This window comes from Anaerotignum faecicola, from assembly GCF_003865035.1.
GTDB lineage: Bacteria > Bacillota > Clostridia > Lachnospirales > Anaerotignaceae > Anaerotignum_A > Anaerotignum_A faecicola.
Window position 1 is genome coordinate 939528 of the sequence record NZ_BHVZ01000001.1, and the last position, 23848, is coordinate 963375.

The window sequence follows — 23848 nt, forward strand, 5'->3', positions numbered from 1 at the left end:
GGACAGGAATTTCTCCCTGTCCTCTGTCCCTTATCCCGCAATGATTTGAAATATGCTACGCTCAAACGGTTCAATCTGTTCTATCACTTTCCTCATTAGGGTCAGAACCCTCAAAACCATCCTCAAGGACTTCCTCATCCTCAGTTTCCCATTCCTCGGAATCTTCCTCGCCATAATCATAATCGTCCAGACTGTCATTGCCCTTGGTCTTAGGCTTATTTTTAACGAGCTTCAAGTAGGCAAATACGCCACCGCCGCCCAGCAGAGCCAGCAGAAGGATCAGGGCAGCCGGGTTCAGTCCGGCAGGCTTCTCTTTTTCCGGCTCCGGTGTTTCTGCCGGAGGTTCCGGTGCTTTGCCCGTACATTTGCTCATATCGGTTGCACAGACCGGGCAGACCGTATTGACTGTCCCTGTTTCACATTTTGTCGAACAGCTGCACACAGCAGGCGGCTCCTCTTTGGGTTTTCCATCTTCCATCAGTGCCATCAGGTCCGCTTCATCCACCTGGTTCAGAAAGTGAACAGCAGTCTTTTTATCTTCGTTGGCCCTGTCGATCAGGATATAAAAATAGTTGCCTGCCTTGGTGGTAACGGTAATGAGCTGCTTGTTGCCACCAAAATCATCCACCAGAGCGGCGTTGCCATCCGGGGTCAGCGGAGGTGCTTTTTCCGCTTCTTCCACCACCACATTGCTGTCATTGGTGGTATCCTCTGCCGGGGGCGGCGCTGCGCCCTGGGCAAAAGCGGGAACAGTAAAGCCCGATGCCAGAACCAGCGTCAGGCAAAGGGCGGAAAGTGTTCGGAGCAATCGTTTATTCCTCATAGCTGTTTTCCTCCTGTTCGTTGTTGTCATCCACCATACTGCCGGAAACTGTGCCGCCGGACAGCATGGCGCTCAGCTGGGCAGGGGTCATACGCAAAGCGCGCACCATCTGGACGATCTCCAGATTTTCTGCCTCGATTTTCTGTGCCTCCAGCGCCTTGAGCTTTTCCTGATATTCTGCGATCTTCTCGCGGACCTTTGTAATCTCCTGGTCAATGCGTTCAATTTTGTTCTTTGCCATCGTCTATCACTCCTTCTAAAAAATCTCTGTTACCAGTTCATCAGGCCGTAGCCCTTGATACTCTGATAATTCAGGTCATAACTTTTGATCTTGCAGGCATCGCCGGAATTTCCCTCCACGGTATAAACACGGCTGCCATCGGTGCCGACAACAATTCCCACATGGTCTGCGGAACCATCCAGATCCCAATCGAAGAAAATGGCATCACCGGGGGCAATGTTTTCATATCCTCGTGCGCCCCACTGTCCATGAGACTGGAACCACGGAACACCCTGAGACTGACAACCAGCAAAGCGTGGTTCCGTTCGACCGGATTGACCATAGCACCATGATACAAAGCAGGCACACCATTCCACACGGGAGTCAAAGCCGTACCAGCTCCAATAAGGTTGTCCTCCCACATTGCCCACCTGACTTTTCGCCAGTTCCACCAGCTGCGGATTGCCGGGGCGGGAGCCATTGATAAATTCAACACCAGTCAAATCTTCAGAAACACCTGTATCGGGGGAACCGCCACCAAATAACAGCGGCTTATTGCCCATAGTCTGTCGGTAGACCTGGTACATCTCCATCTGCTCCGGAGTCAGTAGTTCTGGCGCAAGAGAGGCAATGGAACGGCTTGTTAAAGTTACATGGAGAATACGATATTCATATTCATGCTCATCCCCGTCTTCGTCAGTGTAAGTGCGAATCTGAATTTCTTCTCTCAGCGTGAGCTGATACTGTGCATCAAACACACGACTCAACTCTGCCTGTGCGCTGTGGCGTGTATAGCCTTGCAAGACAGCAGAGAGAACTGCCGCCAGCTCATGGGGGTCATGGCCAATCATATCCAGGTTATAGCGATACTCGTCATACCCTGGGTGGCTGCTTTCGATGTTGTCGATTTTCTCCTGCAACCGAGCTTCTCTGTCTGCATAATCTGCCTCCACCGCCAGCATTTCCGGGTCATCCGATGGATAGGTAGTGCCGGAAATTACAGAACCAATACTCTGTGCCATCATAGAGCAGGAGGACATGGTATTCATCAGCATACAGACGATGAGGAACAAAACCCCTGCGATCAGGAAGCCCTTCTTGTGGCGCATGACGAATGCCCCTGCCTGCTGTGCCTTTTCTTTTACCGTCCTTGCGGCTTTTCCGGTTTTGGACGCAGCCTGGGCGGTATTTCCGGCAGTCTGACCGGTGCGCTTGGCGACGGCATACTGCTTTTTGATACTCTGTTTTTGCTGCCAGCGGGAGAGAGGGTTGCTGGCAAACTGAGGATTTTCCCGTAGGGACTTCTGGTACAGGGCATTTACATTTGCCTTTTCCAGCTTCTGCTCGGCCTGGGCTGCTTTGCGGTACGGCTTCAGCTTGTGGCTGCGATAGCCCTCCCGCACCAGATAAGCGCTGGTCTCCACCGCCTCCTCGGACTTGTGGGCGCTTTCCACACCCACATTGTCCTGTTCTGTTTCCCGGATCTCTTTGTGAAACTTGCCCGCGACCAGATGGACGGGAGCTTCCTTAACCCCTTGAGAAAGTTTGGAAGGTGGTTTTTTCTTGTCCTCAAAGGTCAGCTTCGAGGTCTTTTTCCCTGTGTCCGGGTCAATGACCGTCTGTCTGACTTTTTTCTTTGGAATATTGGCCTGCGCCTTATCTGCTCTGGCCGTAGCTTTCTCCGTTTTGCGGATCGGCTTTTCCAGTGCAGGGTCAGCCCGTTCCTCATCAGTAAAGCGCAGGCGCGGCTCTTTATTCAAACCAATCACCCATTAGGATAGCATCCATCATGTGGTGCAGCTCCACATAGAGGGCCAAACCTTCCGGATCATATAGCGGATGCACGGTGAGATACGCATGGACTTGCGCCAGAATCTCAGAGAGCATTGTGATAGGTCTGCACCCTACAATGGTTGCTGCACCAGGGGCACACATCATATTCGCCCAAATCGAAAAGAGACGGGCAAGACCAATTTCGCCATCCTCATTCAAGGTTTTGAGTTCTTTGTCAGCGGTACGACACTCAACAACAGCGGAGGCCATTACCGGAAGCAACATGAATTCGTGAGCCTCCAATGCCTCACGGAAAAAAATCATGGTATCAAGTTCGCAAATATTCTGTTTCATAGTTATTCATCCTCCTTTTTCAGTTCCTGGGGTTTGGTGGTCATAATGCGGTAAAGCTCAGTATTCTTCGGGAAGTGGTCAACGAAGGGCAGGATGGTGGAGCCATAGAACAGCAGACCCTCGCCCTCACCGGAGTGGGTCACATAGCTAAGCTGGTGCGTGGAAATGCCCAGCTGCTTGGCGAGAATCTGACGGTCTCCGCCTGCCTGGTTGAGCATATACACGAAGTCGGAGTTTTCAAAGATGTTCTCCACCTCGCGGCTGCTCAAAAGGTCTTTGACATTCTGGGTGATACCTGTCGGAATACCGCCCCATTTGCGGAATCGCTTCCAGATTTCCACCGTATAAGCGGCGGTCTGCTCCTCCTTCAAAAGCAGGTGCATCTCGTCGATGTAATAACGAGTGGACTTGTGGGCAGCGCGGTTAATGGTAACGCGGTTCCACACCTGATCCTGGACCACCAACATACCGATTTTCTTGAGTTGCTTGCCCAGCTCCTTAATGTCATAGCAGACAATGCGGTTATTGATGTCCACATTGCTCTGGTGGTTGAACACATTGAGGGAGCCGGTTACATAGATTTCAAGGGCCGTGGCGATATACTGGGCTTCCTTTTCCTCCTGTGAACGGAGCAGGTTATATAGGTCCTCCAGTATGGGCATATTCTCCGGCTTTGGGTCATTGAGATAGGTCTGATAGACCAGACGCACACAACGGTCGATGATGGTTTTCTGCACCGGCTGCAATCCGTCCTTACCGCCCACGATCAGCTCACACAAGCTGAGGATAAAGTCAGACTTGAGCGACAGCGGGCTTTCATCATCCGAATAGTCCAGGTTCAGATCCATCGGATTGATGTAGTTGGTTGAGGTAGGCGAGATCTTGATGACCTGCCCATGCAGACGCTCCACCAGAGGTGCGTACTCTGCTTCCGGGTCACAGATGATGACATCATCATTGGTAAGCAAAAAGCAGTTGGCGATTTCTCGTTTTGCGCTAAAGGACTTGCCACTTCCAGGTGTCCCAAGTATCAGACCGTTGGGGTTTTTTAGCAGCTTTCTGTCCACCATGATGAGGTTGTTGGACAGAGCATTGATGCCGTAGTACAGGGCTTCTTTGCCGTTCTGGAACAGTTCCTGTGTGGTGAATGGTACAAAGATAGCCGTAGAACTGGTGGTCAGCCCTCGCTGGATCTCGATCTGATTGAGTCCCAGAGGCAGACAGCTCATCAGCCCTTCTTCCTGCTGGAAGTCCAGTCTGGTCAGCTGGCAGTTATACTTCTGGGCAATAGAGCCTGCCTGAAAGATGTTGTTGCCAAGCTGACGGGGATTGTCCGCTGTGTTCAACACCAAAAAGGAGACCAGGAACATTCTCTCGTTTCGGCTCTGCAAATCCTGCAACAGTTTTTTGGCTTCGCTGCCATAGGTGGCAAGGTCAGAGGGAATGATGTCCATGTCGTATCCGGCACGGACTGCTTTTTTCTGTTCCTCGATCTTACTGCGGTCCAGGTCGGTAATCTTGCGCTTTACCGTTTTGATGGCTTTCACCTGATTCACCGACTGAATGTGCATACTCACAATGAGCGAGCTTTCCATATCCAGAAAATCAGCCAGCAGACGGTCATTCAGCTCCGGTGCAAGGATCTGCAAAAAAGAAACAGCCCCGTATTTCTTGCCCATACGGAACTGCTTACCGGTGCGGAACTCAAAGGAGCTTGGTGCGATGAAGTCCTTGGTAGATAGGCCGGAAGGAGCCAGCCAGTCCCATTCAAACTGAAACGGGAGCTGTTCATCCATGTGAAATACCGCATGAAGCTGGGAAAGCCTTTCCTTACCGTCCAGTGTTCTGGCGGCTACGCCAAGACGCTTGAAGTTATTGAGTATATCAGTCTCAATACGCTCCAGACGGGGCTTGGCGGCTTTGATGCTGTCAGCGTCGATACCAAAGGTCAGGTATTTGGTCTTGATGAGACCGTTGTTCCCTCTGGCCAGCTGATTTTGCAGCATCGTGGTGTATTCCTCACGGATACTGTCAAAGTCATCCCCCTGGGGCGGGATGGAAATGGAGTTGGCAAATGTCTCCTCCGATGCAGCAAGGTTCAAAAAAGACAGCTGGAAGTGAATCGAGCTGTCGAAATAATTGAGGAAATCACACCAGCCCTCAAAGATTGCGGTCTTATCTTCATTTTGGGAGAGCTGATAGTTGATGTCCTGAAACTGAATGGTCTTTGTGTAGTGGCTGTCCGATACGCGGCAGATCCCGTCCGGCCACATCCGTTCATAGGGGATACTGTCCTGTGCCGATTTTCCTTTTTTGTCCGTGCGGTTGGCACGGGCAATGGCCGCTTCGATCTGCTTCTTATCGGCGCGGGACAGCTTTTTCTTTGTCTTTACCGGCTGCACGGTCTTTTCTTCCGGTTTTCCCAGCAGACGGCGCAGCCATTTTTTTATTGCGGTGAACAATGTCATACACCTCCTTATCGAGCATTTCCTGCCGCTTTAATACGGCATAAAAGTTATTGGTCTGGTAGGGACGCTGCTTGGGACGGATCACAGCTACTTTGAGAATGTTGCCCACGATCTTTTCCAGGGGCTGTCCATGCTTTTCGTACATAGCCAGCATAAAGAAGGGCAGCATAACCAGCATCATACACATAGCCGCTACACTGTTTCCGGTAGGTTTTCTGAGCAAAAGGAAAAGCGGTACGCCAATAAGCGCTCCGCCCGTGAAGCAGATAAGCTGCCGCTTGGTCAGATTGAACATGACCTTTGTTTTGACTTTTGTTAAGTCCTTGGGTACGGGTACATAAGCCACAATTACACGCTCCTTTCTGACAACACCTGATAAATCCCTTGCATGATGTAAGCAACACAGGGAACAGCCACGCTGTTATGTGAAGCTCAACATAACAGTGTTTATTTAATCATGGTCGTTATGAGAAGAACAGATGTGAAAACTGCGCCAGGAGAGGATTCCTGGCGCAGTTGCTTCACATAATGTGCTATGCTTTTTGAGACCCAAAACTTTTCAACCACTCCATTGTACTCCGGCTTTTCTGCCAGAAAGGCATTGAGGGAACTGGAGAATCCGAAACTCGTTCCAGAGCTTTCTGCTTCATTGTAAGACTTGAACGGGCATATATGTCTGTAGTTTTAATGTCGGAATGTCCGAGGAAATCGCGCACATGAACGAGATCATTATCCGCGTCGTAAATGTGCATTGCTTTAGTATGGCGCATCAAATGCGGAGGAATTTTCTCCGGTATGGAAGGATCAATCACTGAAGCGGCCTTGGCATATTTGTTCAGGATGTACGTAACCCCTGCACGAGTTATCTTTTGCCCGTTGCGGTTCATAAATAGCGGCAGATGACTTTTTTCCGGTGCAAGCATGTGCATTTCAGTAAGATATTTTTTCAAGTTCTGCGCCGTTGCCGGCAAAATGGGAACTACCCTGGTTTTTCTGCCTTTACCAAGGATCTTGACACTTGCAGGATAATCAAGACGGACATCTTCAATACGTAAGTCACAGATTTCCTGCACACGGGCTGCTGTATCATAAAGAAAACACAGGATAGTGGCATCTCTTCTGCCACTGAGAGTGGATGTATCCGGCTGGCGCAGGATCAGCGCAATGGCCTCTTTTGTCAACGGATTAATCGCTTTGCGCTCAGCTCTTTTCACTGGGATTGCCAGTATTTGCTGGAAATTCAGCAAAAGGCGCGGCTCTTTTATCTGCAGGTATTTAACAAATGAGCGGATGGCTGCAAGACGTTGGCTACGCGTCGCGGTTCCATTGTTTCGCTCTATCCTCAGCCATTGCAAAAAATGGTCAACGAGTTCCGGCGTCAGATCATCTATGGAAAGCTTTTCAATCCTCATCCCCTCTACATCCTGGCAATAGCCAAGGAATAGCCGAAATGCATCGCAGTATGATGAAATCGTGTTCGTACTGATATTTTTAAGTTCGGGCAGGTAATGGGAAAGAAACTCCGTCAAATGTGCGGCAAAATCAGCAGTTTTCATTCGGCGCCTCCCACGTTGGAATCGTATCGCCAAGATAATCGCACTGCTTTTGAATAAATTCAGGGTAACATTCCGCTGTTAAATGCAGATAGATTTGCGTCGCACTCATGTTGCAATGGCCGAGATACGCCGAAAGGTATGGAAGTGTAGTCACGATGTCGCTCTTGGATTTTTTCAGCTTTTGCATAGAACGAACGGCAAAGGTATGACGAAGGTCATGAACCCTCGGACCGTATCCACGTCCTTTATGCGCAATTCCACAATGCCATAGCGCATCCCGAAACCGGTTGTAGACTGTGGTTGTATGGTAGCAGCTTTTTCTGGGATTGGGGAAGAAATAGTTGTTACCAGAACTTTCCGCATGGATTTCTTCAAAATATTGTTCGTAGTCCGCCCACAGACTTTTAGACAGAGGAACATATCTTGGTTTGTCATGCTTTGTTTCCCAAATCTGCAAAACGCCGTTTATAAGATCTACATCTTTTACACGGAGCCGGGTTGCCTCTCCGGCACGTAATCCACAGCAGATCAGAGTCTTAAACAGCAAAGGAAAGACAAGGTGCGCAGTAGGGCATTGCCTGCTTGGAACCATCGTTTCAAAATATTTCATAATACGTGCCAACTCATCGCTCGTAAAAATGCAGGGAGAAAAGTCAGCATCATCTCGAGATGAAATGGTAAGTTCGGGGTAGTACGCGGCATAGCCATTCAATTGAAGATATTTGGCAAAGCGTTTTGTGAAATTAAGCCGCCATTTTTGATTTTTACGCTTTTCATTGGGCCGCTTTTCAATCCATTTCTCAACGACCAATTCCGGCAACACTGGAGTATTGATTCCTTGTTCTACGAGAAACCGGTCCAATGTTTGAAAGGTTTTGGCTTCTTTTTCATACTTACATCCGCAGGCCCGCTTTTCTGCAATAAAAGCACTTATTTGACTTGCCAGTCCGCTTCTGTACTCGTAAGTTCTGCTCATAAGAGATCACCATCCTCAAACGACAGGGCGCATTCACGCAGGTTTTCAATATCCAGACGGATGTAATGTCCCAGAGATTCTCGGTCCGAATGGCCAAGAAATGAAAAAATGATATCTGGAGACACATCGGCAGATAGCAGTTTTGTCGCAACGGTTGCCCGAAGAGAATGCAGGCCGTGATGCGCATGAATTGGCACTTTTACCCCTGAACGCGCGACATACCTATGGAACGCTGAATGGATTGATTTCATCTTGCCATATGGAGGGTTCAAACTGACAAACAGGTATTCGCATTTTGTTTGCGGACGAATATGCAGGTAGTCAATAATAGCAGATCCCACTTTTTCGCTGAGAGGAAGTGTGTTCGGCTTGCCCGTCTTGCTTTGCACAAAGGAGATTGAACAAAGCTCCCAGTCAATATCGGACAACTTCAAATTGCAGATATCTTTGCTTCGCACACCAAGTTCAGCGGCAATAGTAATGAAAGCATAGTCTCGTTTTCCTTTTGGGCTGGCTCTGTTCACGGTTTCCAATACTGCATTGATTTCCTCTGACTCCCAGATTTTAATTATGCTCTGTGCTTGTCCCAGACGATATTCAGGTACATGAGGTGCAAGATTTTCGGATGTATATCCAAGCAGATACAGATACGACAGGAACTTCCGCAGTCGGCTGAGTTCACAACGCACTGTACTTTTTGCATGGCCTCTCAGAGTCAGCAGATATGCCGAGACATGTGAGCTGTTAAGTTCTTCCAGCTTTGTTATACCAGCATTCTGAAAGTACCGCATAACTACGGAGATATAATTTCGCATCGTTTCTCTGGTGCATTCTGAATAACCGGTTTTGATGAGATATTCTTCCTGCGCATCAAGAAAGGAGTTGAATTCCGGCAACAACTCTTGCAGAGGATTGAGCATCCCCTTTCCCCAGGTACCTTTGGTGGCAAGCAGATCAAGCATTTTCATGCTTCCGGCTTTACGGTCAATTGTGGACTGCCTTAAAGGTGGAGTGCACTTGCCGAGTTCTGTGATGAATTCATCTTTATGCGAGGGCAAATATGTTTCATATCCCTTTTTATTGCAGAACTCTTGAAATTGCTTCCATGTCAATAGGGCGTATTCGCTACTGCGTATGGAATATCCCTGTTCTTTTAGAGTTACTGCACCTTTGTCAATGAGGTCTTTGATTAGCTTGTTTAGCAATATACCCACCGCCCTTCATGTAGAAATTTCTCCTATTACAATGACAATTCTACTTGAACAAGCGGAAAAAGTAAGCCCTTACTTTAAAGGTTTTAGCTGCTATGATTAAAGGTTGAAATGTGGAGTATTATGTGCAGTAAAATCCACAGAAGCCTTGTATTCATGCCATTTTTGTGCCCATCATTAACATAATGGCTTTGTCCCAATAAACGCTGTTTCCTAACATCTCATATCGCTTTGAATCACTGATTATCCCATGCTCAAAATCGTATGCGGTCCATCCATCCGGGAATCCCTGCAACCGCTCACACTCCATAGGGGTTAGCCGACGCACAATATATTTTCTCTCTGGTTGGGCGACCAACGCTCCGCAAGGTTGATATGCCATAAGAGTTGGAGCCAATTCCTCCTGATACCCTATACTGCCGGCCGCACTTCCTGCTTTATAGCGGAAACCGGCACTGACCATGGCGGGAGGAGATTGTGACATAGCAGCTATGATTGGCAGATTTCCGTGTGTTTGGCTTCGCAGAGTAGGAGAAATATTACTGCGCTCCACGCTCATAGAAGCTCCGCCCTGGTCGTTGAGTATGACAAGCGGCGCAACAACCGCATGACGGTCTGCCCCTGTCAGGGTATAAGAAATGTCACTTTGGTATCCAGCTCCATTTCCTCCGTTATGCGGCTGGCGTCCAATGATATTGCCCACAATGCAGTACACTTCGGTATCGCTCAAATATCGGTCTTGCGGGACTGTTCCTCCAGCGCTGCTTGCAGCAAAGGAGGTAAGTGCTTGCCGCGGCGTTCCGCCCGATTCAAAATACCCTCGCAGGCTTTTGGGGACAAAAAGTATTTGTCCGGCGCATTTTCCTCTAAAATCAGCGACAAGGAACATGCGCCTGCGTCGCTGTGCTGTTCCGAAATATTGGGCGTCGTACACGCACCAAGCGAGATCAATTCCTCGGCTTCGTACCATTCCGGCGTTGGCCCATCGCCCAGAATAAGGCATTGGAACCGGGGTTTCTGTGAACGCTTGCAGCACAGCCGCAAAGTCACATCCTCCTGCGGATGACAAAGCTCCGGGGACGTTTTCCCATATTGCGATTTGCGGATATTGTCCATGTGTTACCTCCTGCATTTCTCGAATAATACGGATTGCTTCAGAAAACAACCCGCTGCGCTCATCCGCTAACCCTAACCTGCGTCCGCTGATGGATAGTCCCTGACAGGGTGAACCAAAAGTGATGATGTCCACAGGTGGCAGCTTGCGTCCGTCCAGTTTTGTAATATCTCCTACATGGACCATTTCTGGAATATGCCGTTTTGTGACCGATATGGCTGTCGGCAGAACTTCACTTGCCCAGACAGGACGGATTCCATAAAATAAGGCGGCATAGGGGAAACCCCCTATCCCGTCAAAAAGTGTTCCTAAAGTTATCTCTTTCATAATGTACCTCCCGACATAGTTTAATGAGCCTGAAAGACTGATTTTGCGAGACTGCCGGTTTTGAACAGCGTAAAACATAGCAGCACGGTGTAGCCCACGCAGCTCCAGATCGCCATGATGATGTCATCTTCCAGAGCGATGTTCTGCACCAGCACAGCATAAATTGCCACGCAGACGATGATGAGAAACGCCTGAAAGCCCAGCGCCAGCAGGGAGCGCAGATAGTTCTGGCCCATGCCGCCCCATTCCTTGCCCATCATGGCAGCCATGGGGATGGGCGCAACGGATGTCACAAGGTAAATTTCAATCATACGGCCATAAATCACGATGAAGATGCAGATATACAGCGCCCACATGGTAACGCCGATAAACATACTCTGGAACCAAAGCCCGAACAGCGGTCCCAGATCCATTTCCATCAGCCTCGGTTCCAGATCGGTCATAACTGAGGAAATGTCAATGGACGCATCCGAACCGATGATCCCTGCTGCCTGCGCTACTACGCTCTGAGCCATATCAAAGACGCCCATCACGATATTCCATGTGTTTGTGACAATGAGGATGGCGGCGGCTGATTTGAACACCCACTTAAAAATCATCCAGGTGTCCACATCATGCAGGTTGTTCTTGTCTGCGATCATCTGGATCAGATCTACGGTCATCACGATAGCCAGGATCACGCCTGCAATCGGCACCATAATGGAGTTTGACAGGTTCTCAATCATGCTGAAAATACTGCCATTCCATCCCTGTGGGGTCTGGCCTACCTGTACGGATATATCCGCGACTTGTTGGTTTACGCTGTCAAACATCCCCGAAAGGTTGCTCATAATACCGCCCACCAGCATTTCTTTCAGCCAATTTGTCAGGGCTTCAAGTAAGAAATCCATACGGTGTCAACCTCCTTTCCGCCGCCCCCGCAAAACTGCGGGAGCGGCAAGGATTTCATACGGAGACGCTTAGACAGAGAAAAGCCCGGAGAGCAGAGGTACAAGGACCATGCCTACCACGACTACACCAGCACCGGCCATGAGCTGCTTCATGCCCTGGCTCTTGGCGCCGGGGTTGTCGTTGCCGTAACCTTCCAGCAGGTTGATAACGCCCCAGATACCGAGACCGGCACCGAGCGCGATAACGAGGGTCTGAAGAACGGTGATTGCCTGTTCAAAAAATGCCATATAGTTTGTTAGCCGGAATCTGATTAAAAAATAGGTTTGTCATGTTTCATAGGCATACAAAAGCCGGAACAATCTGCCGCCCGGTTTCCGGGGGCATGATTCCGGCTGTCCTCCTTTTTCATTATTTTTTCTCGCGATTGTCCGCTTTGTACGCCAATGGCCCATAGAGGGCAGATGCGGCGAATAGATAAGATCACTCCCTTCTAAAGCGGAACGAAATTAAGCGCCCTTTGTGTCTACTTCATATACATCGCAGACCTCATTGGGCTTGAGTTTCAGCCTTGCGGACAAGAATGCTTCAATATCAAAAGCGTTCTTGTCATCCGCGTCGGCAGTGTACTTGAAATTGGGGTGCTTGGTGATGTCGTACTTATCCGAAAGGAAAGGACGCACACCGCGCAGCTGGAGGATACACTTGCCGCCATCCATAACAGCAAGCTCATCCTGGCTCATCAGCTCTTTCCCCAATTTTTGATAGTTGAGTGAATGGGATGTTTCCCTCCCACGGCTCTCTCCGGTGTTGTAGGTGTCGATGGTTTCCTTACCCAGCACGGCGGCCAGCTCCTTGAGAGTGGTCGGCTCCTTACCGCCCAGAAAGATGGAAGTATCCATGTTTCCGATAATGGTATCTGCGTTATCCTTATAAATCGCCTTGAGCTGACTCTGCGCCTGCAACACCAGACAGGCGGAGATCTCACGGCTTCGGATGGTGGCCACCAGCTTTTCCAACTTGGGTATCTGGCCAATGTTGGCGCACTCGTCGATCAGACAGCGCACATGAACCGGCAGTCTGCCGTCGTACACATCGTCGGCCTTTTCGCAGAGCAGGTTAAACAGCTGGGTATAACACATGGATATAAGGAAATTAAAGCTGTCATCAGTGTCACTCATGATGAGGAACAGGGCAGTTTTCCTGTCTCCCAGAGTATCCAGCTCCAGCTCATCATAAGCCGTGACCTCACGCAACTCTGCAATGTCGAACACGGCAAGGCGAGCGCCGCAGGAAATCAAAATCGACTTGGCTGTTTTTCCGGCGGCCAGCTTATATTTCTTATACTGGCGCACCGCAAAGTGGTTTGGCTTCTCGGCTTCCAGCGCATCAAACATCAGGTCTACGGGGTTTTTGAACTCCTCGTCATCCTCACGGACTTCCATGGCGTTGATGAACTCAATGAGGGTGGAGAAGTTTTGTTCCTCCACCGGAGCCTCATAATGGATATAGCCAATAAGCGCGCAGTACAACAAGGTTTCTGCTTTTACCCAGAAATCGTCTCCGGCCTTGCCTTCGCCTTTGGTATTGGCGATCAGCGTTGTTACCAGCTTCAAGATGTCCTTTTCGCTATGGATATAGGCGAAAGGGTTATAGTGCATGGACTTCTTGAAGTTAATAGTATTTAGGACCTTGATTCGGTACGGCTCATAAATGACCTTGCCGTGCTTATCCTTCATAGGCTTTCCGTCTTTCCCCAGCTTGGGTGCGCCCCTTTGGAGCATTTTTCCGCACTCCACCAAAATGGTTCCCTTCGGGTCTGTGACCACATAGGAACTGTGCATCTGCATCAGATTCGGTTTGAGCCAGAAGCGGGTCTTACCGGAACCGGAGCCGCCAATCACCAGCACATTTTTGTTTCTGGCGGTCTTTGGGTCCTTGGGGCGGCTGTTCATTGTCAGGCTCTCCGTTTTCGTCAGAATCACATTGTTCTGGAATACCGGGTCGATGTAGGGTGTAATGTCCTCATGGGTTCCCCACCGGGCGGAACCGTATTCCATGCCGTGCCTGTACTTCTTGGCGTTCTTGCTTTTCAGGTACACAGCCAGCCGCAGGCCGCCGCAGCAGCACAGGCCCACCAGCAGGTCCAGCGGGTGCAGGCTGGGCCACCAGCTGGCCAGCGCCACCGGCAGCGTGGAGAAGAACGAGAGCATTTTTGCCGAAGCGTCCGCACCCACGGCCATCCGCCACGCTTCACCGAAGTTGGTGGAGAAAAGCCCCATCAGGATATACGGCAGATTCAGCAAAATGAGCTTTTTGATGTTCAGCTGCTTTTTCATCGTTCCAGCTCCTTCCGCTTGTTCCGGTCCACGACGGCGTGTTTTACCAGTTCTTTGAACTGGCTCAGCTTTGCCAGCACGGACGGGCGCTCGGATTTCTCCGCCTTTCTGACCTTTTTCCCGGTGTACTCGGTAAAAGCAGCGGTCAGGGCATCCGCGTCCCGACCCTTGAAAAAGATCAGGTACTTGGGTGGGGAGCTGCTGCGGTCCTTCTTCACCGCATAGTCCACGCCGTATTTCCGGGCGATCTTCTCAAACTCCTTGATGGAGGGGTCGGTGATCTCGATGTTGGAAACCCCTTGGTTTTGACCAATCAGCTGTTTCACCGTCTGCTTGCCCTGGGGCTTCACAGGCGCGTCACGGCTTCTCTGCTTTTGCAGCTTCTTTTCCTTGCGGTGGGCAAGGTACTTGCTGATGGCGGCTTTGAGCAGCCTGCCGGTGAACTTTGTTCCGCTGACAACCAGCGTTAAAGTCCTGTTTTCCACTTCTTCCTGCATTTTCATCGCCTCCTTTCCACAAAATGTGCAGGGGTGGTGCATTTATTTCTAAGGCGGGACCACCAGCCGCCGGAGAAGGTATTTCTTCATCGAACCGCCCTCAACGAATTTGCTCAGAACGGTCATAGAGCAAATCTCCATTTCTGACCTTTGCATGACTGAGAATCTTGATCTGTCCCTTTGCCTGACTGTCCAGAGCTTTTTCATAGCCCTTATCTGACAAAAACAGGCGGGTTCGTTCACCTTTCCAGCCCACCGGGGAGTCATGCGTCAGCACATCAAAAATAATCATGTGCCGGGTGTTCTCAGCAAATCGCTGGAGATCCATGTAGTCATGGCCGTGATAGTTCTGCGCTCCAGCTTTCTGGCGCATTTCTTCCATCAGCTGACCGATTGTTTTGCCTTCTGGCATAAAACTCACTTCCTTTCCCACTCTCATACAACCATCAAAATCATGTCTCTCAGCTGAGCAAAGTAGAGTTTGCCTTGCGGGGTTATCAGCGTATAGGAGCCGATATGCCCGTGATTGCAGTAGTCTTTGACACAAAACAGTCCTTCATTGGCTGGCTTTGCATAGGGCAGTACATTACCGGATGCGGTGCGGTACACAAAACGCTTTTCCAGAAGGAAACGGACAAACCGACGCTCCGGGACAAGCAACTCTTTGGCGGTGGTGCGGAGGTTGGTACTGTGATTGAGGTCGATGAACAAATCATAAAAGGCTGCCTTACTCTCCAGCAGGGCATTTTCCTCTCGTAGCGACGCATTTTCTTCCCGCTCAGCAAGCAGCTCGGAGCAGAGCTTTATCAGAGCTTCCGGAGAAGTGGCTATCTCCCACAACTTCTCTTTTGTGAGATAGGCTCCGTGCTTGCGAATGGCAGGTAGAACTTCATCAAACACCCATTGTTCAAACCGTTCCGCTGACGGCAGTTTACTATGGGCGATCAGACGATATAGATCACCTTCGGGGATAAAGAGCATTTCGACCATTTGTACCGCGGGGCTTCCATCTGCCTTTTTCCCAGTCTGGACCCCTATGGAACATTTCGTTCCACCCCTGGTATGGTCGCGGACGGCTTTGCGTGGATTGGTATATCCCAGCGCTGTTGCCACATCTGTACCGCAAAATAATACTTTGCCATTCTGTTCCAAAGTGCGAATGCTTCCGAACTCTGGACTATTGAAAATTTCAATCTGATTCATGCTGTGCCTCCTTTGGTGTAATACAAAAGCGGCTGATTACCAGCCGCCTGCGTGCATATCGTGATTTACCAGTGAAGTGTAGTGGTTATTCATGGTGGTAGGAGCGTTGAACAGCACTGCAAGCAGGTACTGCTTGATGTTGTGTACCTGGGTGGTGTTCTTTTGCAGACAGTCCATGACAAACTCGATGTGAGAGCTGTCCAGCTTCAAAAAGCGGGAGCGTACAATTTCATGAGGAAAGTCCGCACCAGAGATCCGGGTGGTCTTTCGTTTGGCACAGACCGTTTCTACCAACAGCTCTACGATCTCATTCAGGTCATCCAGGTAGAGAGGATAACGCTGCTTCAGACAATCATACTCGATATTCTCCAAAATCAATTCCCGATAATTTTCTATCTCTGTGACAGACATCGCATCCCTTCCTTTCCGTTCCGGCGGTATTACCGCCGCTGTTTCCCGGAAGGGAATGGAATCGGTATTTGATCCATGAGTATTTTGTTTTTGGGTATTTGATTTCTTAGTATTTAATTGTGTTGGATTTTCCGGTAACGGATTTACCGCTGACGGGTTTACCGTTATCGGGTTTTCCGACAACGGCTTATCCAACATTGGTTCTCCCTCGATGGGACGCTCAAAAATGGTATACTCATTGGCTGCGAATTTACCAGAAGCATCAGTTGTCTGTCTGCGCCGAATGTATCCGGCTGTTTCAAGCTCATTGACAGCAGAGCGGATTGCATCTTTGCTTTCTCGATTGATATAGCTGAGTCCTGACAGCGTATAATCCCAGTCATCAGGCAGAGATAACATTTGCGACAAGAGACCCTTTGCCTTCAAAGAAAGTCGTTTGTCTTTTAGATGAAAATTGCTCATAACCGTGTAATCGCCAGTGCGTTCTACACGAAAAACAGCCATTTACTTCACTCCTTTCATTTCTCAGGTATGAAAAAAGCCGCAATTCATAAAAGAATTGTGGCAGCGGTTAGGGTCTGTCTGTATCTTTTTTCTTGCGTCGGTAGGGGCGTTTTGGCATTGGTGGTTTATCAAACAGATCCCTTTCCTGAGAAAATGGTAAGGTTTGAAAAACACGGTCAATCTCGGTGGATTCCATATCACGCTGTGAGCGGCAATCTTCTTGAATAGCTTCTCGGATTTCTCTTACAGTACACATATTCATTCCTTTCCTTTCGTTGTATCGGTTATGAACGACGGTGTTTTTTAGGCTTGAAGTCGAGGATATGCCCCTCAATAACATGGGCATATCTCTTAATTTTGATTTCTCGACGCTGCTGGCTTTGCAGAGCTGACTGATACCCGTCCTCTGTGAGAAAAAGCCTCATTTCGTCACCAGGTTCTCCATAAGCAGTAGGGCGCAAGACAGTAAACTCAATCATCCAGAAAGTGCTGTCCCAAAATCGCTCCACTGCAAGAATGTTGTGGCCTTTCAGTTCCCTTGCTGCAATATCTTTCATAGGCTCTCCCTTCATCGTTCCTGATCTCGTTGGCGTTTTTTCTGCCATTGTTCCAGCAGTTTAATAATGGTTTCCTGCATTTTGGCCGGTGTATAGCTTTTGGGGAAATACTTTCGCAAGGTATCGCTGCTCAAGGTCACTTTATCCAGATCACCCTTTTTTTCCTCTGACATGATGGCAAGCATCACATCTTCTGACAATTTCCCTTCCTGGCTGAACTTTTTCATTCGCTGAGCCTGAGAGAGAGAAGGGGTAGCCTGCTCATAGTCCATTGTTTCCACCAGCATTTGCTGTTCGTCCGGTTTCAAAAAAGAGAGTTCATAGGCTGGGTTAAATGCGATTTTCTTTTCATCCACCATATCCAAAAGCTCTGGAATCAGTTCAGTCAAACGAACATATCGCATTACCTGGATACCGCTTCGTTCACCGGCTTCTTTTGCCACCTGGTCTCTGGCGCTCAACTTCTGTTCAACTTGAACAGAAGTCAGGTCTGTTCTTGCTCCTTGATGTTTAATGGCTTCCAGCTTCATTTTGTAGGCAAAAGCCCTTTCACTGGGGAGCAGATTTTCTCGCTGCAAATTGCTGTCAACCATAATAATTGTGGCAGCATCGTCATCCAAGTCGCGCACAATGACAGGCATGGTTTCTTTTCCGGCCAATTCGCTGGCTCTGCGGCGTCTGTGACCGGCTACCAGCTCATAACTGCCATCAGGCAGTGGTCTGGCAATCGCAGGAACCAACACACCATACTTTTTGATGCTGTCTGCGGTTTCTATCATTGCATCATCATCCTTGACCTTGAAGGGGTGATCCTTGAACGGATGCAGTTCAGATAGGGGAATTTCCTGAATTTTTTCCAGTTGCTCGTCTTGCCGACTTTCTTCTGTAGAAAACAGGTCATCTACTGAGGCCAGCTCTATTTTTTTCGCGCTGCTTTTCAAGTTTCAATACCTCCTTCGTCAGATTTTTGTAGCCCTCAGCCACTTTGCCATTAGGATCATGGGCATAAATGCTTTTTCCTTCAGCACTGATTTCTTTAGCCCTGACAGAATGAGGAATTTCTGATGTAAACACCTTGATCTTACTGCCATAGGTTTCGCGCAGAAGAGCGGAGATTTCTTTGGCAAAATTGGTTCGGCTGTCTACCATCGTCAGCAGAATCCCATCAATTTGCAGCTTGGGATTGATTTGTCTGCGAACCTTATTGATAGTTTGCAAAAGCTGCTCCAAACCTTTAGCTGGAAGATACTCTGCCTGGACGGGGATTATAACCCTATTAGCGGCAGCCAGTGCATTGACCGTAAGCATACCCAGGGAGGGCTGGCAATCAATAAGGATATGGGAGTATTGCCCCTTCAGCGTGTCCAGATATTGTCGCAGAATGGTTTCTCGGCTCATAGCGTTTACCAGAGATACCTCCATACCAGATAGCTGGATGTCCGCAGGCATCAGGTCTACGCCCTCAGGGTGGTGCAGGATACCCTCGCCGGGACGAATTGGTTCATCCATCAAAATACGGCCCATAGCGTCTGACAGTGTAAAGGGCAGCTTATCAGGCTGAGGATTGCCCAAGCTGATGGTCAGGCTTCCCTGTGGGTCTCCGTCAATCAGAAGGACTTTCTTCCCGGACTGCGCCAGACCAATTCCAAGATTGGCACAAGTGGTTGTTTTGCCGACACCACCTTTTTGGTTGGCTATGGCAATAATCTGTGTATTCATGATTTCACCTCATTTCTTTCTAAGTTTAGATATGAAAAAAGTGCCTGCTCTACCTTTCCTGAGAAAGATAAAACAGGCACTTTTACTGGCTCAATACCTCTTGTAATGAGCCTCTATGTAGGGTAGACTATGTCCACGATACCATAAATATAATTAAGTCCCGACGGGAATTGAACTTTTGGCTAACGCTAAAATTCGCGCCTTTGCAAACAGAGTGCAAACAATAGGGGGCTAAAATCCTTTGTTTTTGCTTGATTTTACTTGTACGAGGTTTACAGTGAATGTGGAGAAATGCCTTGATATAACTGCATTTTCTTTATCTCCGTTGATAGGGAATATATGCACTGGGTCCATCTCCTAAGGGGAAGGCCGGGGGTTCGAATCCCTTTTGGCGCGCCAGATAATAACGCCGAAAGCCTTTGTTCTCAAGGGCTTTCGGCTTTTCTTATATAAAAAGCTGCTAATCAAAAAAAGCGGATGTTTTGAGTACCATGCTGTTATAGTGGATAAAATTGAATATCGTTATGTACATAGAGCGTCTATTTGCTCCGCATTGGGGATGGATAGACGCGGTGCCCCGGGCAGTCTTCGGGGTGCCTTTACATATAGAAGTGTTTTTTTAAAAACCGATGTGATATAATTTGTGGCATAACAGATTAGCAAATCGGGATTTATCTAAGACCGTGGGACTCTGTCCCACACCCTGCAAGCCTTTGAAAAGGCTTGACCTAAACTTTTATCAAAACGCAATTACATTGCGTTTTTCGGAGAAATATATGACAATGCAGTTGAAAATTGGCGATACTTTAACTGACTACCGACTACTGTACACTGACCGCTAAATTCCGGTTTGTGGATTGGAGGAATAAAATGAAAAAGTATTTTCTACCGCTTGGTGTATTGGGAATATTTATGACTATTGCAGTAACATTATGGCTGACACAGGACAATATATTTTACCTTTTTAATTTTAGCTATATCGGAATATCAATTTTTTTCGGGATATTTCTTTATATAAAAAAATACAAATATGCCCGCAGAGTTGCACAGCTTTTAGTCGGACTTTATATGTTGGTGTATTTGGGCTTTATTTGCGGTGAAAATATGCAGATTGAGGGATTTTGGTATTATCTTTTTACAGGGGTATTTGAAGCCGCAACAATTCATTATGCGGTGGCAAAAATTTTTGGACCATTGCTTTTTGGCAGAGGTTGGTGTGGGTATGCCTGTTGGACGGCAATGGTGCTTGATTTTCTTCCGTATAAAGTTCCCAAAACACCACGGGAAAAGATTGGGTGGATAAGGTATATAACATTTGCAATTTCTCTTATATTTGTTTCGGTGCTATTTCTTGCTCATATCGGTAACATTGAGAGGATTATGTTTTGGGCGTTTATCATTGGAAATGCCATATACTATATAGTTGGGATAATATTGGCTTTTGTCTTTAAGGATAATCGTGCATTTTGCAAATACATATGTCCTATCACTATATTCTTAAAACCTATGAGTTATTTTTCGCTGCTCCGAATTAAATGCGATAAAAGCAAATGTGTTTCATGCGGCAAATGTAAAAATGTGTGTCCTATGGAAGTAGATGTTACAGATAATTCCAGAAAACGAAAAAACGGTACGGAATGTATTCTTTGCTTTGAATGCGTGAAGAATTGTCCGAGAGATGCACTATAAATTCATGTTTGTCTAAGCGGTACCATTCACATTCCGCTACGCTTCATGTTCATGTCGCGCTGGCGCGCTATATAAATGCAGTTGAATATGTCTGAATGTGAGCAAGCTCCCATCAGCCATTTCATTGCATTTATGCACCGCTTGTAGGAACACGCAACTTCCAATTTGTCAAATTGAATCAATTTTACAGAGTGCTCCTGCACTACGGTATGCGGCTGTGCATTTATTCCCACGGACAGCCGCACACCCACGCAAAAAGCCGAGAATCAAATGATTCTCGGCTTTTCTTATATCCTCGTTTGTTTTTTATTTCAATTTTATTCTTTCCCGTTCCAGCAATAGGTACATACCTTTTCTTTGGGCAGACCGATTGCCTCCAGCAGACCATCCAGAGACTGGAACCCAAGGGAAGCAAAGCCAAGCTTTTCACAAATGCGCTTCAGCATGCACTGCCCTCTTTCCGTGGAGGCATCCGCATATTCTTCCAGATACGCATCCCCCTGCAACCCTTCCAATTCATGAATGATGCGGCGTGCAAGCAAATCATCCTCACTGCTCTTGCTTGTGAAATTCAGATATTTGCAGCCATACATGATGGGAGGACAGGCAGAACGCATGTGAACCTCCTTTGCATGGGTGCTATAAAGGAATTCAACGGTTTCTCCAAGCTGCGTACCACGAACGATGGAGTCATCCACAAAGAGCAGCTTTTTGCCTTCGATCAGCTCGGGTACGGGAATCTGTTTCATCTTCGCCACGCGGTTTCTGATTTTCTGGCTCGCAGGTGTGAAGGAACGAGGCCATGTCGGGGTATATTTTACGAAGGGGCGCGCATAGGTATAGCCGCTTTCCTGCGCATAGCCCATGGCATGAGGCACGCCGGAATCGGGGATACCTGCGACATAATCGACCTCAGGGAGTGTTCCTCTTGCCGCTTCATCCCGCGCCATAATCTCGCCGTTTTTATAACGCATCACTTCTACATTAACGCCCTCATAATTGGAGTTAGGGTAGCCGTAATAGCTCCAGAGGAAGGCACAGATTTTCATATCCTCGCCGGCAGGCTGTAAGGTTTTGTAGCCTTCGGGGGTAATTTTCACGATTTCGCCGGGGCCAAGCTCATAATCCTTTTCATAGCCCAGCTTCTGATATGCGAAGGATTCAAAGGAAACGGCATAGCCCTCCTCATCCTTCCCGATGAGAACAGGGAGTCTGCCCAGTCTATCTCTTGCGGCAATGATTGCATCATCCTCCGTCAGAATCAGAAGGGTAACAGAGCCTTCGATCGCCTCCTGTGCATATTTGATGCCGCTGATGAGATCGCTCCTCTGGTTAATCAGGCTTGCAACCAGCTCCGTCTCGTTTACGTTGCCTGTGGAACGGGACATAAACTGATGCCCTTTATCAAATTCCGCCTGCAGCAGCTCCTCTGCATTGTTAATCGCACCGATGGTGGTAATAGCGTAGGTGCCCAGATGGGAACGCACAAGCAGGGGCTGAGGGTCGTTATCGCTGATACAGCCGATGCCGGAAACGCAGCCCTCAAATTCATACAAATCATCCTCGAATTTTGTACGGAAGGGTGTGTTTTCAATGTTATGGATTTCTCTCTGAAATCCCTTTTCCTTACTATGAAGTGCCATACCGCCTTTTTTTGTGCCTAGATGAGAGTGATAATCTACGCCAAAGAAAATATCCAGAACGCAGTCATTTTTACTTGTTACGCCAAAAAAGCCGCCCATGATGTGCCTCCTTATGTATAAAAAACAAACCGTATTATTTTGTAGTCCGCAGAATTTTTTCCGCTAGTTTTATTTTAAACGAAAAAAAAAGGTAATACAACCAAAACAACGGCATAGAAACAGAGAAAAATAAAGGGGATTTTTGCCGTATGATAGCAGATTTTCCAAAAAAGATAAGGATTTTTTATCAGTAGGATAAGTTTTTCTGATTATGGCTATTATACGGCGGCGAAAGGATGGTTTTTCCTTGCAAAGCGGCGGCAGATTTGTTATCCTTCTAGGTAGTGACCGAACGAAGGGTTCGGCGTATTCTTTGGATACCGTTTTATGAAAATAAGGAGGAAAAACCTATGGAAAATCGCATTTCCGTTATCAGCATTATCATTGAGGACACAGCGCAGGCGGCAGCAGTGAACGATCTTCTGCATGAATACGGCAGCTACATCGTGGGGCGCATGGGGATTCCCTACAGAGAACGCAAGGTTTCCATCATCTGCATTGTGATGGATGCCCCCGGCAGCGTGACAAGCGCACTTTCCGGCAAGCTGGGGATGCTTGACGGCGTTTCCACGAAAACCGTTACCACAAAGGCAAGCGAAGCCTGAGCAGCTTCAGAAGCTATCACAAAAGAGGAATGAAACATGCTTCACCTGATTATTTCAACGCAAAGCTTCGTTTTTCTGATGCTTGCAAGCTTTCTGGCAGGCTTTCTGGATGCTATTGCAGGGGGCGGTGGTCTGATTACCATTCCCGCCTACCTCATCAGCGGTCTGCCCGTCCACATGGTCTATGCCTGCAATAAATTTGCATCCTCCTGCGGCACAGCAATCGCCACCCTGCGGTACTACCGCAACAAAATGGTGGATATCCCCGTGGGGCTGCTGGCAGCGGCAGGGGCGTTTGTCTGCTCCGCGATTGCGGCAAAAATCGTGCTGGTACTGGATGCGCATACGCTGAAAACCATGCTTCTCGTGATTCTGCCTGTTGCGGCAGTGATTACGCTCATCAACAAAAACATGGGCAACGATAACCATTCCGACCGATTCGGCAAGCGGAAAAAATATGCCCTTTCCGTGCTGATTGGCGGCTTGATTGGGCTGTATGACGGTCTATTCGGACCGGGGACAGGCACATTTGCACTGATTGCCTTCTGCCTGATTCTGAAATATGATATGCGGACAGCAACAGGAAACGCAAAGTTTCTGAACCTTGCGTCCAACTGTGCTTCTCTGGCAGTGTATATTCTGGCAGGAACGGTATATTGGAAGGTTGCGATTCCTGCGGCAGTGCTGAATATCTGCGGCAATTATGCAGGCGCAGGGGTTGCCATAAAAAAAGGCGCGGCGGTCATCCGCAAAATGCTGATTGTGGTAATCGTGCTGCTGTTTATTAAAGTAATTTATGATATGTTTTTCTAAATAAAAAAGAGATGTGAAACTCACATCTCTTTTTTTCGTGCAAGTCGAAATCCTGATTT

25 protein-coding genes are annotated in these 23848 nt (G+C 48.2%); 3 read left to right on the top strand and 22 right to left on the bottom strand.

Annotated features, from left to right (window positions below):
• Nucleotides 1-70: 70 nt before the first annotated feature.
• From EJE48_RS04580 to EJE48_RS04680, 21 genes are all read right to left on the bottom strand, one after another.
• Nucleotides 71-823, bottom strand: coding sequence for a DUF4366 domain-containing protein (locus EJE48_RS04580; protein WP_118583042.1), 753 nt, complete (start codon nt 821-823; stop codon nt 71-73).
• Entirely contained in the window at nt 813-1064 is a 252-nt protein-coding gene (locus tag EJE48_RS04585; protein ID WP_008723337.1) for a DUF4315 family protein, read from the bottom strand. Before EJE48_RS04585 ends, EJE48_RS04580 begins: the two co-directional genes overlap by 11 nt.
• A gap of 29 nt (nt 1065-1093) precedes the next feature.
• Nucleotides 1094-2803: a C40 family peptidase gene (locus EJE48_RS04590; RefSeq protein ID WP_118583039.1), complete on the bottom strand. Its 1710-nt coding sequence runs from the start codon at nt 2801-2803 to the stop codon at nt 1094-1096.
• Entirely contained in the window at nt 2796-3170 is a 375-nt protein-coding gene (locus tag EJE48_RS04595; RefSeq protein WP_002569211.1) for a DUF3851 family protein, read from the bottom strand. The genes EJE48_RS04590 and EJE48_RS04595 overlap by 8 nt, the downstream gene beginning before the upstream one ends.
• Before the next feature lie 2 nt (nt 3171-3172).
• Nucleotides 3173-5572 carry a VirB4-like conjugal transfer ATPase, CD1110 family gene (locus tag EJE48_RS04600; RefSeq protein ID WP_009298981.1) on the bottom strand — a complete coding sequence of 800 codons (2400 nt, stop codon included), beginning with the start codon at nt 5570-5572 and terminating at the stop codon, nt 3173-3175.
• Nucleotides 5529-5984: a PrgI family protein gene (locus EJE48_RS04605; RefSeq protein ID WP_008723330.1), complete on the bottom strand. Its 456-nt coding sequence runs from the start codon at nt 5982-5984 to the stop codon at nt 5529-5531. Before EJE48_RS04605 ends, EJE48_RS04600 begins: the two co-directional genes overlap by 44 nt.
• Nucleotides 5985-6171: 187 nt before the next feature.
• Complete coding sequence (locus tag EJE48_RS04610) at nt 6172-7194, bottom strand: site-specific integrase (RefSeq protein ID WP_118583036.1); 1023 nt, start codon at nt 7192-7194, stop codon at nt 6172-6174.
• Nucleotides 7181-8170: a tyrosine-type recombinase/integrase gene (locus EJE48_RS04615; RefSeq protein ID WP_015563767.1), complete on the bottom strand. Its 990-nt coding sequence runs from the start codon at nt 8168-8170 to the stop codon at nt 7181-7183. Before EJE48_RS04615 ends, EJE48_RS04610 begins: the two co-directional genes overlap by 14 nt.
• Complete coding sequence (locus tag EJE48_RS04620) at nt 8167-9375, bottom strand: tyrosine-type recombinase/integrase (RefSeq protein WP_118583033.1); 1209 nt, start codon at nt 9373-9375, stop codon at nt 8167-8169. Before EJE48_RS04620 ends, EJE48_RS04615 begins: the two co-directional genes overlap by 4 nt.
• Nucleotides 9376-9535: 160 nt before the next feature.
• On the bottom strand, nt 9536-10822 hold the full coding sequence (locus EJE48_RS04625; protein WP_118583030.1) for a DNA cytosine methyltransferase: 1287 nt from the start codon (nt 10820-10822) through the stop codon (nt 9536-9538).
• A 20-nt stretch (nt 10823-10842) separates the two neighbouring features.
• Nucleotides 10843-11712 carry a VirB6/TrbL-like conjugal transfer protein, CD1112 family gene (locus tag EJE48_RS04630; protein ID WP_008723326.1) on the bottom strand — a complete coding sequence of 290 codons (870 nt, stop codon included), beginning with the start codon at nt 11710-11712 and terminating at the stop codon, nt 10843-10845.
• Between the two features lie 69 nt (nt 11713-11781).
• Complete coding sequence (locus EJE48_RS04635) at nt 11782-12000, bottom strand: Maff2 family mobile element protein (protein ID WP_124984329.1); 219 nt, start codon at nt 11998-12000, stop codon at nt 11782-11784.
• Nucleotides 12001-12219: 219 nt separating this feature from the next.
• Complete coding sequence (locus EJE48_RS04640) at nt 12220-14049, bottom strand: VirD4-like conjugal transfer protein, CD1115 family (RefSeq protein ID WP_006059575.1); 1830 nt, start codon at nt 14047-14049, stop codon at nt 12220-12222.
• Nucleotides 14046-14546, bottom strand: coding sequence for a PcfB family protein (locus EJE48_RS04645; protein WP_008723309.1), 501 nt, complete (start codon nt 14544-14546; stop codon nt 14046-14048). Before EJE48_RS04645 ends, EJE48_RS04640 begins: the two co-directional genes overlap by 4 nt.
• 100 nt (nt 14547-14646) lie before the next feature.
• Nucleotides 14647-14958: a DUF5720 family protein gene (locus EJE48_RS04650; protein ID WP_008723307.1), complete on the bottom strand. Its 312-nt coding sequence runs from the start codon at nt 14956-14958 to the stop codon at nt 14647-14649.
• A 23-nt stretch (nt 14959-14981) separates the two neighbouring features.
• Nucleotides 14982-15749 carry a BRO family protein gene (locus EJE48_RS04655; RefSeq protein WP_002589066.1) on the bottom strand — a complete coding sequence of 256 codons (768 nt, stop codon included), beginning with the start codon at nt 15747-15749 and terminating at the stop codon, nt 14982-14984.
• A 36-nt stretch (nt 15750-15785) separates the two neighbouring features.
• Nucleotides 15786-16664, bottom strand: coding sequence for a DUF6017 domain-containing protein (locus tag EJE48_RS04660; protein ID WP_006059572.1), 879 nt, complete (start codon nt 16662-16664; stop codon nt 15786-15788).
• A gap of 67 nt (nt 16665-16731) precedes the next feature.
• Nucleotides 16732-16926 (bottom strand): hypothetical protein, encoded by a 195-nt coding sequence (locus EJE48_RS04665; RefSeq protein ID WP_008818008.1) that lies wholly within the window; start codon nt 16924-16926, stop codon nt 16732-16734.
• A gap of 22 nt (nt 16927-16948) precedes the next feature.
• Nucleotides 16949-17221, bottom strand: coding sequence for a DUF5720 family protein (locus EJE48_RS04670; RefSeq protein WP_007862445.1), 273 nt, complete (start codon nt 17219-17221; stop codon nt 16949-16951).
• 11 nt (nt 17222-17232) lie between these two features.
• Nucleotides 17233-18162: a ParB/RepB/Spo0J family partition protein gene (locus EJE48_RS04675; RefSeq protein ID WP_118739668.1), complete on the bottom strand. Its 930-nt coding sequence runs from the start codon at nt 18160-18162 to the stop codon at nt 17233-17235.
• Nucleotides 18119-18940, bottom strand: a complete 822-nt coding sequence (locus EJE48_RS04680; protein WP_002569249.1) for a ParA family protein — start codon at nt 18938-18940, stop codon at nt 18119-18121. The genes EJE48_RS04675 and EJE48_RS04680 overlap by 44 nt, the downstream gene beginning before the upstream one ends.
• A gap of 870 nt (nt 18941-19810) precedes the next feature.
• On the opposite strand from EJE48_RS04680, the gene EJE48_RS04685 reads away from it, so the two are divergent.
• On the top strand, nt 19811-20629 hold the full coding sequence (locus EJE48_RS04685) for a 4Fe-4S binding protein (protein ID WP_124984330.1): 819 nt from the start codon (nt 19811-19813) through the stop codon (nt 20627-20629).
• Nucleotides 20630-20946: 317 nt separating this feature from the next.
• On the opposite strand, the gene EJE48_RS04690 is transcribed toward EJE48_RS04685, so the two are convergent.
• Nucleotides 20947-22371: an amidophosphoribosyltransferase gene (locus EJE48_RS04690; protein ID WP_124984331.1), complete on the bottom strand. Its 1425-nt coding sequence runs from the start codon at nt 22369-22371 to the stop codon at nt 20947-20949.
• Between the two features lie 350 nt (nt 22372-22721).
• Here EJE48_RS04690 and EJE48_RS04695 point away from each other — a divergent pair, with 350 nt between their 5' ends.
• The gene (locus EJE48_RS04695) at nt 22722-22976 is read left to right on the top strand and encodes a TM1266 family iron-only hydrogenase system putative regulator (protein WP_016407323.1); all 255 of its coding nucleotides are present in this window, start codon (nt 22722-22724) and stop codon (nt 22974-22976) included.
• A 36-nt stretch (nt 22977-23012) separates the two neighbouring features.
• Complete coding sequence (locus EJE48_RS04700) at nt 23013-23789, top strand: sulfite exporter TauE/SafE family protein (protein WP_016407322.1); 777 nt, start codon at nt 23013-23015, stop codon at nt 23787-23789.
• Nucleotides 23790-23848: the final 59 nt, after the last annotated feature.

Bases quoted from the DNA above. Each gene is read 5' to 3' on its own strand.
- EJE48_RS04700 (WP_016407322.1), top strand. From the start codon at position 23,013: ATGCTTCACCTGATTATTTCAACGCAAAGCTTCGTTTTTCTGATGCTT.
- EJE48_RS04690 (WP_124984331.1), bottom strand. From the start codon at position 22,371: ATGGGCGGCTTTTTTGGCGTAACAAGTAAAAATGACTGCGTTCTGGAT.
- EJE48_RS04640 (WP_006059575.1), bottom strand. From the start codon at position 14,049: ATGAAAAAGCAGCTGAACATCAAAAAGCTCATTTTGCTGAATCTGCCG.
- EJE48_RS04670 (WP_007862445.1), bottom strand. From the start codon at position 17,221: ATGAAAGATATTGCAGCAAGGGAACTGAAAGGCCACAACATTCTTGCA.
- EJE48_RS04615 (WP_015563767.1), bottom strand. From the start codon at position 8,170: ATGAGCAGAACTTACGAGTACAGAAGCGGACTGGCAAGTCAAATAAGT.
- EJE48_RS04625 (WP_118583030.1), bottom strand. From the start codon at position 10,822: ATGAAAGAGATAACTTTAGGAACACTTTTTGACGGGATAGGGGGTTTC.
- EJE48_RS04635 (WP_124984329.1), bottom strand. From the start codon at position 12,000: ATGGCATTTTTTGAACAGGCAATCACCGTTCTTCAGACCCTCGTTATC.
- EJE48_RS04610 (WP_118583036.1), bottom strand. From the start codon at position 7,194: ATGAAAACTGCTGATTTTGCCGCACATTTGACGGAGTTTCTTTCCCAT.
- EJE48_RS04660 (WP_006059572.1), bottom strand. From the start codon at position 16,664: ATGGCTGTTTTTCGTGTAGAACGCACTGGCGATTACACGGTTATGAGC.
- EJE48_RS04680 (WP_002569249.1), bottom strand. From the start codon at position 18,940: ATGAATACACAGATTATTGCCATAGCCAACCAAAAAGGTGGTGTCGGC.
- EJE48_RS04695 (WP_016407323.1), top strand. From the start codon at position 22,722: ATGGAAAATCGCATTTCCGTTATCAGCATTATCATTGAGGACACAGCG.
- EJE48_RS04580 (WP_118583042.1), bottom strand. From the start codon at position 823: ATGAGGAATAAACGATTGCTCCGAACACTTTCCGCCCTTTGCCTGACG.
- EJE48_RS04665 (WP_008818008.1), bottom strand. From the start codon at position 16,926: ATGAATATGTGTACTGTAAGAGAAATCCGAGAAGCTATTCAAGAAGAT.
- EJE48_RS04655 (WP_002589066.1), bottom strand. From the start codon at position 15,749: ATGAATCAGATTGAAATTTTCAATAGTCCAGAGTTCGGAAGCATTCGC.
- EJE48_RS04585 (WP_008723337.1), bottom strand. From the start codon at position 1,064: ATGGCAAAGAACAAAATTGAACGCATTGACCAGGAGATTACAAAGGTC.
- EJE48_RS04645 (WP_008723309.1), bottom strand. From the start codon at position 14,546: ATGCAGGAAGAAGTGGAAAACAGGACTTTAACGCTGGTTGTCAGCGGA.
- EJE48_RS04685 (WP_124984330.1), top strand. From the start codon at position 19,811: ATGAAAAAGTATTTTCTACCGCTTGGTGTATTGGGAATATTTATGACT.
- EJE48_RS04595 (WP_002569211.1), bottom strand. From the start codon at position 3,170: ATGAAACAGAATATTTGCGAACTTGATACCATGATTTTTTTCCGTGAG.
- EJE48_RS04650 (WP_008723307.1), bottom strand. From the start codon at position 14,958: ATGCCAGAAGGCAAAACAATCGGTCAGCTGATGGAAGAAATGCGCCAG.
- EJE48_RS04630 (WP_008723326.1), bottom strand. From the start codon at position 11,712: ATGGATTTCTTACTTGAAGCCCTGACAAATTGGCTGAAAGAAATGCTG.